General features: G+C 64.3%; 13 protein-coding genes. 10 read left to right on the forward strand and 3 right to left on the reverse strand.

The window, feature by feature from the left end; all coding sequences use genetic code 11:
* Nucleotides 1–255 precede the first annotated feature (255 nt).
* From AC066Y_RS09610 to AC066Y_RS09640, 7 genes are all read left to right on the forward strand, one after another.
* The gene (locus AC066Y_RS09610; RefSeq protein ID WP_478273651.1) at nucleotides 256–672 is read left to right on the forward strand and encodes a hypothetical protein; all 417 of its coding nucleotides are present in this window, start codon (nucleotides 256–258) and stop codon (nucleotides 670–672) included.
* The gene (locus tag AC066Y_RS09615) at nucleotides 669–1,532 is read left to right on the forward strand and encodes an alpha/beta fold hydrolase (protein ID WP_478273652.1); all 864 of its coding nucleotides are present in this window, start codon (nucleotides 669–671) and stop codon (nucleotides 1,530–1,532) included. Before AC066Y_RS09610 ends, AC066Y_RS09615 begins: the two co-directional genes overlap by 4 nt.
* 28 nt (nucleotides 1,533–1,560) lie before the next feature.
* Nucleotides 1,561–2,478: an amino acid ABC transporter substrate-binding protein gene (locus AC066Y_RS09620; protein WP_478273653.1), complete on the forward strand. Its 918-nt coding sequence runs from the start codon at nucleotides 1,561–1,563 to the stop codon at nucleotides 2,476–2,478.
* Nucleotides 2,479–2,630: 152 nt separating this feature from the next.
* A complete protein-coding gene (locus tag AC066Y_RS09625) occupies nucleotides 2,631–3,362 on the forward strand; it encodes an amino acid ABC transporter permease (protein ID WP_478273654.1) in 732 nt (243 codons plus the stop codon).
* Nucleotides 3,363–3,364: 2 nt separating this feature from the next.
* Nucleotides 3,365–4,057, forward strand: coding sequence for an amino acid ABC transporter permease (locus AC066Y_RS09630; protein WP_478273741.1), 693 nt, complete (start codon nucleotides 3,365–3,367; stop codon nucleotides 4,055–4,057).
* 18 nt (nucleotides 4,058–4,075) lie between these two features.
* On the forward strand, nucleotides 4,076–4,807 hold the full coding sequence (locus tag AC066Y_RS09635; protein WP_478273655.1) for an amino acid ABC transporter ATP-binding protein: 732 nt from the start codon (nucleotides 4,076–4,078) through the stop codon (nucleotides 4,805–4,807).
* A 198-nt stretch (nucleotides 4,808–5,005) separates the two neighbouring features.
* The gene (locus AC066Y_RS09640; RefSeq protein WP_478273656.1) at nucleotides 5,006–5,866 is read left to right on the forward strand and encodes a D-amino-acid transaminase; all 861 of its coding nucleotides are present in this window, start codon (nucleotides 5,006–5,008) and stop codon (nucleotides 5,864–5,866) included.
* A gap of 149 nt (nucleotides 5,867–6,015) precedes the next feature.
* Here the strand turns inward: AC066Y_RS09640 and AC066Y_RS09645 are convergent, their stop codons facing one another.
* From AC066Y_RS09645 to AC066Y_RS09655, 3 genes are all read right to left on the reverse strand, one after another.
* On the reverse strand, nucleotides 6,016–6,474 hold the full coding sequence (locus AC066Y_RS09645; RefSeq protein WP_478273657.1) for a carboxymuconolactone decarboxylase family protein: 459 nt from the start codon (nucleotides 6,472–6,474) through the stop codon (nucleotides 6,016–6,018).
* A 36-nt stretch (nucleotides 6,475–6,510) separates the two neighbouring features.
* Nucleotides 6,511–8,121: an MDR family MFS transporter gene (locus tag AC066Y_RS09650; RefSeq protein WP_478273658.1), complete on the reverse strand. Its 1,611-nt coding sequence runs from the start codon at nucleotides 8,119–8,121 to the stop codon at nucleotides 6,511–6,513.
* A gap of 433 nt (nucleotides 8,122–8,554) precedes the next feature.
* Nucleotides 8,555–9,703, reverse strand: a complete 1,149-nt coding sequence (locus tag AC066Y_RS09655) for an HlyD family secretion protein (RefSeq protein ID WP_478273659.1) — start codon at nucleotides 9,701–9,703, stop codon at nucleotides 8,555–8,557.
* A gap of 142 nt (nucleotides 9,704–9,845) precedes the next feature.
* Between AC066Y_RS09655 and AC066Y_RS09660 the strand changes: the two genes are divergently transcribed.
* The 3 genes from AC066Y_RS09660 to AC066Y_RS09670 all read left to right on the forward strand — a co-directional run bounded on the left by AC066Y_RS09660 (nucleotide 9,846) and on the right by AC066Y_RS09670 (nucleotide 12,317).
* Nucleotides 9,846–10,757, forward strand: coding sequence for a LysR family transcriptional regulator (locus AC066Y_RS09660; RefSeq protein WP_478273660.1), 912 nt, complete (start codon nucleotides 9,846–9,848; stop codon nucleotides 10,755–10,757).
* A gap of 254 nt (nucleotides 10,758–11,011) precedes the next feature.
* Complete coding sequence (locus tag AC066Y_RS09665; protein ID WP_478273661.1) at nucleotides 11,012–11,983, forward strand: tripartite tricarboxylate transporter substrate binding protein; 972 nt, start codon at nucleotides 11,012–11,014, stop codon at nucleotides 11,981–11,983.
* A 148-nt stretch (nucleotides 11,984–12,131) separates the two neighbouring features.
* Entirely contained in the window at nucleotides 12,132–12,317 is a 186-nt protein-coding gene (locus AC066Y_RS09670; RefSeq protein ID WP_050628491.1) for a DUF3311 domain-containing protein, read from the forward strand.
* Nucleotides 12,318–12,324 lie beyond the last annotated feature (7 nt).

The following is a 12,324-nucleotide window of genomic DNA, read 5'->3' on the forward strand; positions in this document are numbered from 1 at the left end:
CTGCGACAATTGGCCTGCCGCGACATGGCGCGACCTGCCGAGCCGCGGAATTCAATCGGCCTTTGGTCTGACGGAGTGGCAGCTCCTGGCAGGATGCGGGGAGGGCGCGCCGCCGCGCGCCCTGACCGGCAAGCCGCGTTTGGTCAAGCGTATAATCCAGGGAACTCAGGGGCATCCGAGGGCATCGGCGGCTTGCGGGATCGTGCCCTTCCGGTCATCATGGGGCGTCCGCCGCAGGAAAACTTTCCCCGACAGATGACGTTATCGCCCGACGCCACCGACGACGCTGTGACGACGGCGTTTGCCGGCATTCCCGCATTGCTCGACCAGGCGCCGCTCTTGGTCTCGCGCGGGCGGCTGCTCGATTGCGACTGCCTGCTCGGCCCCATGGCGCGGCCGTTTCATGCCGCGATCCGTGGCGGCCGAATCGTCGAGCTCGTGCCCTCGCCGGTCCTGATGCGCTCGTGGCGCTTCGCCTATCGTGCGACGCCGCAGGCCTGGTCCGCCTATTGGCAGGCCGAGCCGAAACCCGGCTGGCACGATCTGCTGGCGCTGACCAAGCGCGGCGAGGCGGTGCTGGAAGGCGATCTGCATCCCTTCATGACGCACCTGCAATACTTCAAGGACCTGCTGGCGCTGCCGCGGCAGCATTTCGCGGCGGCCCTATCATGAGCGGCACTGTCACGAACGGCCATATCGAGCCGATGGTCGGCCGTTACGTTCACGTCGAGATCGGCGGCGAGCTGCATCGCATCTATTTCGAGGAGAACGGCACGGGCATTCCGCTGGTCTGCCTGCACACCGCGGGATCAGACGCGCGGCAGTGGCGGCACCTGCTCGCAGATCGCGCGTTTGCCGAAAATTTCCGCGTCATTGCCTTCGATATGCCCTGGCATGGCAAGTCGAATCCGCCGAAAAGCTGGACCGGCGATGAATACCAACTCACCACCAACAGCTACACCGAGACCATCCGCGCCTTCTGCCGTGCATTGGGGCTGGAGAAGCCTGTCGTGATGGGCTGCTCGATCGGCGGCCGCATCGTGCTCAACCTTGCGATCGAACATGCCGCCGAGTTTCGCGCGCTGATTGGGCTCGAGGCCGCCGACTTCCAGACGCCGTGGTACGACACCGACTGGCTGAACCGCCCCGACGTTCACGGCGGCGAGGTCTGCGCCGCGCTGGTGTCGGGGCTGATTGCGCCGCAAAGCCCGGCGCCTGCGCGGATGGAAACGCTGTGGGCCTACAAGCAGGGCGGCCCCGGCGTGTTCAAGGGCGACCTCTATTTCTACCGTGTCGACGGCGACCTGCGCGGCCGGGTCGCGTCAATCGATACTAAAGTATGCAGGCTCTATCTCCTCACGGGCGAGTATGATTTCTCCTGCACGCCTGAGGACACGAGGCGGACGGCAGCGGCAATAGGGGGCGCCAGCGTCACGATTATGGAAAAGCTCGGTCATTTTCCGATGAGCGAGAATCCGGACCAGTTTCGCCGCTACATCGCACCCGTGCTCGCCGACATTCTCACGCAGTAAATCGACGTTTCCACGAAGGAGTAGACGTATGACATCCAAATATCTGATCGGCCTCGCGTTCGCCGCCGCGCTCGGCGCGAGCCAGGCGCAAGCCCAGGAGCTGACCGGCACGCTGAAGAACATCAAGGACACCGGCGCGATCACGCTCGGCTACCGCGATTCCTCGATCCCGTTCTCCTATCTCGACGACAACCAGAAGCCCATCGGCTACGCGATGGACATCTGCTACAAGATCGTCGATGCCATCAAGAAGGAGCTGAAGCTCGACAAGCTCGAGGTCAAGCTCAACCCGGTGACTTCGGCGACGCGCATTCCGCTGATGGCCAACGGCACCGTCGACCTCGAATGCGGCTCGACCACCAACAATGCCGAGCGCCAGAAGCAGGTCTCCTTCACCAACTCGCACTTCCTGACCGCGAGCCGCTACGTCACGAAGAAGGCGAGCAAGATAAATTCGATCGACGACCTCAAGGGCAAGACGGTGGTCTCGACCGCCGGCACCACCAACATCAAGCAGCTCACCGAAGCCAACCTCGCACGCGGGCTGAGCGTCAACATCATCCCGGCCAAGGATCACGCCGAGGCCTTCCTGATGGTCGAGACCGACCGCGCGGTCGCCTTCGTGATGGACGACATCCTGCTCGCGAGCCTTGTCGCCGGCTCGAAGTCGCCGGACGACTACGTGATCTCCAAGGATGCGTTCTCCAAGCCGGAGCCGTACGGCATCATGCTGCGCAAGGATGACGCGCCGTTCAAGAAGGTCGTCGACGCCGCCACCGCGGCGCTCTACACCAGCCCCGAGGGCCAGAAGATCTACGACAAGTGGTTCAACCAGAAGATCCCGCCGAAGGGCCTGAACCTCAATGTGCCGCTCGGGCCGGAGATGAAGAAGCAGCTTGCCAAGCCGTCGGACTCGCCGGATCCGGATGCCTATCTGGTGAACTGATCGCAGTGCTGCGCATGACCCGTCGCCGTTCGGCGGCGGGTCCCGAAAATAAACGTGTCCGGCCATTTTGGAGGAGAATGGCCGGACATTTGCATAGACGCCGCCCGTGATGTCGGCGTAATTCGTGATCGGCGCGAGAGCGCGGGGGACCCGTGAACTACAATTGGAACTGGCACATCTTTCTCGAGCCGAACCCGATGGGGACCGGCACCTATCTCGACCTGTTGCTGGCGGGACTGGTGGTCACCGTCAAGGTGTCGGTGCTCGCCTGGATCATAGCGCTGGTCTCCGGCACGGTGATCGGCGTGTTGCGCACGCTGCCGTCGCGGACGGCGTCGTGGATCGGCTTCTGCTGGGTCGAGTTCTTCCGCAACATGCCGCTGCTGGTGCAGCTTTTCCTGTGGTTCTTCGTGCTGCCCGAGCTGCTGCCGAGATCGGCCGGGCTGTGGATGAAGCAGTTGCCGAACGCGCCGTTCTGGACCGCTGCGATCGGCGTCGGCCTCTTCATGTCGGCGCGCGTCGCCGTGCAATTGCAGGCCGGCATCGGCTCGCTGCCGCGCGGGCAGAAGCAGGCTTCGACCGCGCTCGGCCTCACCACGGTGCAGACCTATCGCTACGTGCTGCTGCCGATGGCGTTCCGCATCATCCTGCCGCCGTTGACCTCCGAATTCCTCAATACCATCAAGAACAGCGCGGTCGCCATCACCATCGGCCTGATCGAATTGACCGGCGAGGCGCGCTCGATGCAGGAGTTCTCGTTCCAGGTGTTCGAGGCGTTCACCGCGGCAACCGTGCTCTATCTTCTCCTCAATTTCGTCGTGGTTACCGCGATGCGCCTGCTCGAGCGCTATGTCGCGATCCCCGGCTACATCACGGGCAAATGACGATGCTCGGCAATCTCGATTTCGACGTCATCCGCCGCTCGCTGCCCTATCTGTTCTTCGAGGGTATGCGCTTCACGCTGACCTTGACGGCGCTCGCGGCGTTCGGCGGCCTCGTGTTCGGCACCCTGATCGCCCTGATGCGGCTGTCGAGCTACAGGGTGCTCGGGCGCATCGCCGGCTTATATGTCGACTTCATCCGCTCGCTGCCGTTGGTGCTGGTGATCTTCTGGTTCTACTTCCTGGTGCCTTACATCGGGCAGTGGCTGACCGGCGCGTCGCGGCCGATCTCGGTCGGCGCGTTCGCCTCCTCGCTGATCACCTTCGTCGCATTCGAGGCGGCCTATTTCTCCGAGATCATGCGCGCCGGCATCCAGTCGATCTCGCGCGGCCAGCCGGCCGCGGCCAGCGCGCTCGGCCTGACCTACGCGCAGTCGATGCGCTACGTCGTGCTGCCGCAGGCGTTCCGCAACATGCTGCCGGTGCTGCTGACGCAGACCATCGTGTTGTTCCAGGACACCTCGCTGGTCTACGTGCTGTCGATCCCGGATTTCCTCGGCGCCGCCAGCAAGGTCGCACAGCGCGACGGCCGCCTGGTCGAAATGTACCTGTTCGCCGCGCTGGTCTACTTCGTCATTTCCTGTGTCGCGTCCTTTGGCGTGCGCCGCCTGCAGGCGCGAATCGCCATTGTTCGCTGAACAACAAGCTGAGCCATCATGATCGAGATCAATCACGTCAACAAATGGTACGGGCCGAGCTTTCAGGCGCTGAAGGACTGCACCACCAGCGTCGCCAAGGGCGAGGTGGTCGTGGTCTGCGGCCCGTCGGGCTCGGGCAAGTCGACCCTGATCAAATGCGTCAACGCGCTGGAGCCGATCCAGGGCGGCGACATCATCCTCGACGGCATCAAGGTCAACGATCCCAAGACCGATTTGCCGAAGCTGCGCTCCCGCGTCGGCATGGTGTTCCAGCACTTCGAATTGTTTCCGCATCTGCGGATCATCGACAATCTCTGCCTCGCGCAGGAGAAGGTGCTCGGACGCAAGCATGACGACGCCGTGCTCACGGCCATGAAGCTGCTCGATCGCGTCGGGCTTAAGGATCACGCCAAGAAATTCCCGGCCGAATTGTCGGGTGGCCAGCAGCAGCGCGTCGCGATCGCCCGCGCGCTCGCGATGAACCCGATCGCGATGCTGTTCGACGAGCCGACCTCGGCGCTCGACCCGGAAATGATCAGCGAGGTGCTCGACGTGATGGTCGACCTCGCCCGCGAGGGCATGACCATGATGGTGGTCACCCACGAGATGGGCTTTGCCAACAAGGTCGCCGACCGCGTCATCTTCATGGACCGCGGCGAGATCGTCGAGGACGCCAAGAAGGCCGATTTCTTCGGCACGCCGCGCAGCGACCGCGCGCAGAAGTTCCTGTCGAAGATCTTGCAGCATTGAGACGCTGCACCAGCCAGACCCGTCATCCTGAGGAGCCGCGAAGCGGCGTCTCGAAGGATGCCCGGCCGCCAGCGGGGCCGTCGACCCTTCGAGACGCGCGCAAGGCGCGCTCCTCAGGGTGACGGTGGAGGCTTTATCCGCGTTAACAATTTGCGTATACGAAGGCCTGAAATCCCCTTCGTCCGCAGGAGAACTCGCGTGGAAAAGATCGCTTACGTCAACGGCTCGTTCGTGCCGCATTCGGAGGCCAAGGTCTCGGTGTTCGACCGCGGATTCCTGTTCGCCGACGGCATCTACGAGGTGGCGGCGGTGCTCGAGGGCAAGTTGATCGACAACGCCTCGCATCTTGCGCGGTTGAAGCGCTCGGTCGGCGAGATCCAGCTCGCGCTCCCCGAGCCGCTGGAGCGGATCGAGGAGATCCAGAAGGAGCTGGTCAAGCGCAACGACCTCGTCAACGGCATGGTCTATCTCGAGGTCACCCGCGGCGCCGACAAGGGGCGCGACTTCGCTTTCCCGAAGGCCGACGTCAAGCCGACCCTTGTGATGTTCACCTCGGAAAAGGACATCATCAACGCGCCGTCAGCCAAGACCGGCATCAACGTCATCACGGTGCCCGACATCCGCTGGGAGCGGCGCGACATCAAGAGCGTGGCGCTGCTGGCGCAGGTGCTGGCCAAGCAGGCCGCGGCCGCGGCCGGCGCCGGCGAAGCCTGGATGATCGAGGACGGCAAGGTCACCGAGGGCGGCTCGTCCTCGTCCTTCATCGTGACCCAGGACGACGTCATCGTGACCCGGCAGAACGGCAACGAGATCCTGCCCGGCTGCACCCGCAAGGCCGTGGTCAAACTTGCCGAGGAGCGTCAGCTGCGCATCGAGGAGCGCGCCTTCACGGTCGAGGAAGCACTCGCCGCCAAGGAAGCCTTCATCACCAGCGCCTCGGTGTTCGTGCAGGGCGTGGTCGCGATCGACGGCAAGAAGGTTGGAGGCGGCAAGGTCGGCCCGATCACCGACCGCCTGCGCGAGATCTACGTCGAGTTCGCCCGCGCGACGGCGGTTTGATCCGTCCCATTCGCGCTGTCATCGCCCGGCTCGACCGGGCGATCCAGCATTCCAGGGACCTTTGTGACTCAGCCGAGAGGCCGCGGCGTACTGGATGCCCCGCATGAAGCGGGGCATGACAGCGGAATATATGGCGGACAGTATCGCTCTCACGCCGCGACCTTCACCTTCACCGGATGCACCGAGCGGAAGCCGATCGCGATCCGGTTCCAGGCGTTGATGGCGCCGATCAGCGTGGTCAGGTTGACCAGCTCGCTGTCCGTGAACTGCGCGCGCACCGCCTCGTAGTCGGCGTCGGGCGCATGGGTCTCTGAAACCAGCGTCAGTGCTTCGGTCCAGGCCAATGCCGCGCGCTCGCGCTCGCTGTAGAGCGGCGACTCGCGCCAGGCGTTGAGCAGATAGAGCCGCTGCTCAGTCTCGCCATGCTTGCGGGCGTCCTCGGTGTGCATGTTGATGCAGTAGGCGCAGCCGTTGATCTGCGAGGCGCGGGTCTTGACCAGTTCGATCAGCGATTGCTCGAGGCCGCTCGCGGTGATCTGGCTTTCGACCGCAACCAGCGCTTTGATCGTCTCGGGGGCGGCTTGGTAGAAGTTCATGCGGGGTTTCATGGTCGTTCTCCTTGGTTATGGGTTCAGTGAAAAGAGCTAGTGTGCACCGCCGCCGCCAGCGAGCTGGCCCGGCTTCTTCAGGAACAGCGCCGCCACCAGCGCGACGATCAGCGCCACGCCGAGCAGATAGAACGTGTCGCTGAAGGCGAGGATGTAGGCCTGCTTCTGCACGACCTTGCCGACCGCCACGATCGCGCGGTGGGTGGCGTCGGCATTGCCGGCAACGCCGTGGTTCAGGAAATACTGGGTCAATCCCTCAATCCGCGTACGGGTCGCCTGTTCCAGCATGGAGACCGACTGCATCAGCACGTTGGAGTGATATTGCTCGCGCTTGGTCAGCAGTGTCTGCAGCGCGGCAATGCCGATGGCGCCGCCGAGGTTGCGCATCATGTTGAACAACGCGGACGCCGATCCGGCATTCTCCGCCTCAATTCCGGCCGTCGCAACCGCCGACAGCGGAGCGAATGCCAGCGCCTGACCGACGGCGCGGACGACGTTCGGCCAAAGCAGCTGATCGGCTGCATAGTCGTTGGTCATGTAGATGTTCATGAAGTTGGAGCCGGCGAACAGCGCAAATCCGATGCCGATGACGATGCGGGGGTCGAAGCGCTGCATCAGCCGCGGCACCAGCGGGATCAGCACGAGCTGCGGCAGGCCGGTCCAGGCCAGCACCATGCCGATCTGCTCGGCGTTGTAGCCCTGGATGCGCGACAGATATTGCGGCAGGATGAACACCGAGCCGTACAGCGCGATGCCGAGCAGGAAGTTGGCCAGCATGCCGAAGCCGAAATTGCGGCGGGCGAGCAGGCGCAGATTGAGCAGCGGCTTCTCGACGGTGAACTCGACGATCAGGAAGGCGGCGAGCGCCACGGCTGCGATCACCGACAGGCGGACGATGAAGGGCGAGCCGAACCAGTCGTCCTTGTTGCCCTCTTCCAGCACGGTCTGCAGCGCGGCGAGGCCGATCGCCATGGTGATGATGCCGAGCCAGTCGCCCTGGCGGATCAGCGACAGCTTCATCGGGGTCGGATCGAGCGAGACGTACAGCATCGCGATCATCACGGCGCCGGGCACCAGATTGACATAGAAGATGTACTGCCAGCCCCAGTTCTCGGTGAGATAGCCGCCGATGGTCGGGCCGATCGCCGGCGCGAACGTCGCCGACAGCGCGAACAGCGCAAGCCCGATCGGCTGCTTCGCCTTCGGCAGCAGCGTGATGATCAGCGTGAATGCCATCGGGATCAGCACGCCGCCGGTGAAGCCCTGCACGGCGCGCAACGCGATCATCTGCGGCAGGTCCTGCGCCAGCGCGCAAGCGCCAGAGAATACCAGGAACAGGAACGCGTTGGTGAGCAGATAGATGCGCACCGAGAACACCTGCGCGAGCCAGCCGGAGAGCGGGATCACCACGATCTCGGCGATCAAATAGGATGTCGAGATCCAGCCGCCATCATCGATGCCAGCGCCGATGCCGCCTTGAATGTCGGCAAGCGAGGCGTTGACGATCTGGATGTTGAGCACCGCCATGAACGCGCCGAGCGTGGCGCCAATCACCGCGATCCAGGTTCTGGTCGGGATCGCGGGCGCAGCAGGCGCTGCGGGCGACGGGAGGGCGGCGGCGTTGGCTGTGGGCTGGAGCGCGGTCATTGGAATCGTCCTTGCTTGCCCATGCAAGATGTATTAGGCGGCCGGTTTCGATAATCCGGGAAAGACTGGAAGGATTGTCCGGCGGAAATTGATAATCGACATGGCTGCCACTGTGGCCCCGCGGTGTCGACAAGTGAGGTGGGCACATCTCTCAGGCTCCCTCTCCCCTTGCGGGAGGGGTTGGGAGAGGGGTGGCCCCGGGCGCTGACGTCAATTGCCCGAACTGCTTCAATCCTGCCGACGCGTCACTTGCAGCAGGTGCGCAATCGCGATCCGTCTGATCTCAGCGCCAGCGGCACCCCTCTCCCCAACGCTCCCCCGCAAGGGGGGAGGGCGCCCTTCCACCGGCGTGCGCGGAACGAAGAAGGCCACAGCAAAACGCGATCGACCCTTACGGCCGATCGCGTCAAATCAGTCAAAGAACGTTCGAACGCTAGCCGCCGCTCGGCCGCGGCGCCGACGCCAGCCGCCGCTTCTCCTCGCGCTCGGCCAGCACGGTTGCCTTGGTGTTGACGGTCGGGATCGCCGACATGCCCGGCCGCAAGAGACCGGTGAGGCTGTGATCGTCGAGCACGATCTTCACCGGCACGCGCTGCACGATCTTGGTGAAGTTGCCGGTGGCGTTGTCCGGCGGCAGCAGCGCGAATTCGAGACCGCTGGCCGGCGACAGGCTGTCGACATGGCCTTTCAGCGTGGTGCCGTGAAAGCTGTCGACAGTGAGCTCGACCGGCTGGCCGTTGCGGACGTGGGTCAGCTGCGTCTCCTTGAAATTGGCGACCACATAGACCGCATCGAGCGGCACCACCGCCATCAGCTGGGTGCCGGCCTGCACATATTGGCCGACGCGGAGCGTGCGGGCGCCGACCGTGCCGTCAACCGGCGCGGTGATCCGTGCGTAGGACAGGTTCAGCTCGGCCTGCCGCTCGACCGCGCGGGCGCGGTCGACTTGCGCCACGGCCTGCGCGCGCTGGGTGGTGAGCACCTCGATCTTCCGCTCGGCGGCGAGCAGGCCCGATTTCGAGTGCTGCAACTGCGCGGTGCTGGCGCGCAGCGCAGCGTCGGTCTGCTGGGCGCGCTGGATGGTGCCGGAGCCGGTCTTCATCAGCCCATCGGAGCGAACCTGCTCCTCCTGCGCGAATTTCAGATTGGCTTCGGCGGCGGCGACATCGGCGGTTTGCTGGTCGATGATCGGGCGCTGCAAGGCGATCTGAGCATCGAGATTGCGCACCGAGGCATCGGCCGCGTCGACATCGGCCTTGGCCTGACCGAGCGCCGTGCGATAGTCGCGGTCGTCGATCTCGGCCAGCAGCTGGCCGGCCTTCACCGGCTGGTTGTCGGTGACCAGCACGCGGGCGATGTAGCCCGACACTTTCGGGGCGATGATCGTGGAGTCCGCCTTCACATAGGCGTCGTCGGTGGATTCGAGGTAGCGGCCGGTGGTGAGGTAGTCGTAGCCGAAGTCGCTGGCCACGGCGACGCCGAGCACAGCGGCGAGCCCAAGCGCCACCCGCTTGACTGTCCGCCGCGCCGGGCGAAGGGCAATTTTGGCTGATTCTTCAGAGATATAGGACGTGGTCGACATGATTGTCTCCTGGCCGAACATTCGCGTCCTTCCAGAAAGGGCGCCGGATACGCCCCTTAGATGCAATGTCCTCCCCGCTGTGATAATCCCGATAAAACTGGAAGCATTATCAAGCCAGCGCTGATAATCCGGACCTTGTTACATGGATCGCCTGACCAGTTTGACCGCCTTCGTCCGGGTCGTGGATTCCGGCGGCTTTTCCGCCGCCGGCCGCAAGCTCAACATGTCCACGACAATGGTGAGCAACCACGTCCAGTCGCTGGAAGACCGGCTCGGAGCCCGGCTGCTCAACCGCACCACGCGCAAGGTCAGCCTCACCGAGGTCGGCCAGGCCTATTACGAGCGCTGCATCCAGATCCTCGCCGACATCGAGCAGGCCGATGAGGTGGCAAGCGCGCAGCAATCGGTGCCGCGCGGCACGCTGCGCATCTTCACCAACACCCATCTGGTCCAATTCCTGTCGTCGACGGTGACCGAGTTCCTCGCCACCTATCCCGAGGTCAAGGTCGACCTGATGATCGGCGAACGCTCGGCCGACCTGCTCGACGAAAACTTCGATCTCGCCGTGCAGATGATCCAGCCGCGCGATTCCGCGCTGATCGTGCGCCGCATCGCCACCTGGCGGCACGTGCTGTGTTGCTCGCATGACTACGTCGAGGCGCACGGCAAGCCGGAGCGGCTCGACGACCTCGCGACCCTCAACTGCGTTCGCCATATCAACTATCCGTTTGGGGACGAGTGGCACTTCGTCGACCGCAAGGGCGCGCCGGCAGCGGTGAAGGTGGCCGGCAATCTCGTCTCCAACAGCGGCGAGACGCTGAAACTCGCGGCGCTCGCCGGCGTCGGCGTGTTCCTCGCGGCGGGCTTCCTGGTCCGGGACGAACTCGAATCGGGGAAGTTGGTTCGGCTGCTGCCCGAATACCGTCCGGTCGAGCTCACCATGAACGCGATCTACCCGCACCGCCATCACCTCTCGGCGAAGGTGCGCGTCTTCATCGATCTCCTGGTGCATCACGCCACCGAGCAGCAGAAGCTGATCAATCCGTATTCGTGAGGGACGGTGTGCGCAGCACTCTATCTCCGTCATCCCCGCGCAAAGGCTTCGCCTTTGTCGCTGGAGGCGCGAGCGGAGCGAGCCTCGAAGGATGAATCGGCCAGAGAACGGGCCGTGCATCCTTCGAGACGCGCTGCGCGCTCCTCAGGAGGACGGGGCTGGCAGCATGGCGCTCCTTGCCGCGTCATGACCACCCGGCATCCCTTGCATGGCGTGGGCGTGTATGAAGGTTGCCTCATCTGCCGGGGCCTGCCATGCCGCGTCGTGTCCTGACCTCCATCCTGTTCGCGATCGCAGCAAATGTGCTGCTGCAGGCGCCGGCGCGCGCCTTCTATCCCGACCATATCGTGAAAATCGTAGTGCCGTTCGCACCGGGCGGCGGCACCGATGTCGTCGCGCGCACGCTGGCGCAGGAGATGCAGAAGGATCTCGGCGTCACCGTGATCGTCGAGAACAAGCCGGGGGCGGGCACCATCATCGGCACGCAGAGCGTCGCCGCCAGCCCGGCCGACGGCTACACGCTGCTGATGGCGACCTTCGCCAACGCCGTCAACCCGAGCCTCTACTCCAGGCTGCCCTACGATGCGCATAAGGACTTTGCCGCGGTGGCGCTGGTGGCGCGCTCGTTCAATGTCGTCGTGGTCAATCCTGCTTCGCCGATCAAGTCGATCGCCGATCTGATCGCGGCTGCAAAGGCCGATCCGGAAAAACTGTCCTACGGGACCTATGGCACCGGCACCTCGGCGCATCTGGCCGGCGAATTGTTCAAGCACATGGCGGGCGTCAATCTGACCACCGTGCCCTACAAGGGCGCGGCACCCGCGATCACCGACCTCTTGGGCGGCCAGATCCAGGTGATGTTCACGACGGTGGCAAGCTGCGCGTCGTTGGTCGAAGCCGGGCAATTGCGTGCGATCGGGGTGACCTCGGCCGAGCGTTCGGCGTCGTTCCCGCAATTGCCGACGGTGTCCGACGCCGGTGTGCCGGGCTACGCCGCGGAATCCTGGTACGGCCTTTACGCTCCTGCGAACACGCCGCCCGAGATCATCGACCGGCTCAACAAGTCCGCGGCCAAGGCCGTGCAGGCGGAGGCCCTCAGGAAGCTCAGCGTCAATGAGGGCCTCGTGATGGTGGCATCACCCCCGGCCGAGCTCGACCGCTACTTTGCCGGCGAGGAGGCCCGTTGGCGCAAGGTGATCCAAGACGCGGGCATCAAGGCGGAGTAGGTGTCCAGCCGGCACAACGATCACATTTTTTTGCATCGCCATGCCGCAACCGTGATTCTAGACGCAACGAATGGTTCCTGGGGTCGTCGATGACGGGACGCCGGCAACACCGCCGGTTTTGATCGGACCCCGGGCTGGGGAATGAGCCATGTGGATTCTGTTGCTGCTGCCGTTCATCGGCTTGCTGTGGGTGCCGTTCTATAATTTCGCCGAGCCTTCGCTGTTCGGCTTTCCCTTCTTCTACTGGTACCAGCTCGCCTGGGTGCCGATCTCCTCGCTGCTGATCTGGCTGGTCTATCGCAGCCGGCGGCCTGACGCCGACGAGCAGCGGTGAGGGGCGG

The organism is Bradyrhizobium sp. USDA3010, from assembly GCF_056429065.1.

Bases quoted from the DNA above. Each gene is read 5' to 3' on its own strand.
- AC066Y_RS09610 (WP_478273651.1), top strand. From the start codon at position 256: ATGACGTTATCGCCCGACGCCACCGACGACGCTGTGACGACGGCGTTT.
- AC066Y_RS09615 (WP_478273652.1), top strand. From the start codon at position 669: ATGAGCGGCACTGTCACGAACGGCCATATCGAGCCGATGGTCGGCCGT.
- AC066Y_RS09620 (WP_478273653.1), top strand. From the start codon at position 1,561: ATGACATCCAAATATCTGATCGGCCTCGCGTTCGCCGCCGCGCTCGGC.
- AC066Y_RS09630 (WP_478273741.1), top strand. From the start codon at position 3,365: ATGCTCGGCAATCTCGATTTCGACGTCATCCGCCGCTCGCTGCCCTAT.
- AC066Y_RS09635 (WP_478273655.1), top strand. From the start codon at position 4,076: ATGATCGAGATCAATCACGTCAACAAATGGTACGGGCCGAGCTTTCAG.
- AC066Y_RS09645 (WP_478273657.1), bottom strand. From the start codon at position 6,474: ATGAAACCCCGCATGAACTTCTACCAAGCCGCCCCCGAGACGATCAAA.
- AC066Y_RS09650 (WP_478273658.1), bottom strand. From the start codon at position 8,121: ATGACCGCGCTCCAGCCCACAGCCAACGCCGCCGCCCTCCCGTCGCCC.
- AC066Y_RS09655 (WP_478273659.1), bottom strand. From the start codon at position 9,703: ATGTCGACCACGTCCTATATCTCTGAAGAATCAGCCAAAATTGCCCTT.
- AC066Y_RS09660 (WP_478273660.1), top strand. From the start codon at position 9,846: ATGGATCGCCTGACCAGTTTGACCGCCTTCGTCCGGGTCGTGGATTCC.
- AC066Y_RS09665 (WP_478273661.1), top strand. From the start codon at position 11,012: ATGCCGCGTCGTGTCCTGACCTCCATCCTGTTCGCGATCGCAGCAAAT.
- AC066Y_RS09670 (WP_050628491.1), top strand. From the start codon at position 12,132: ATGTGGATTCTGTTGCTGCTGCCGTTCATCGGCTTGCTGTGGGTGCCG.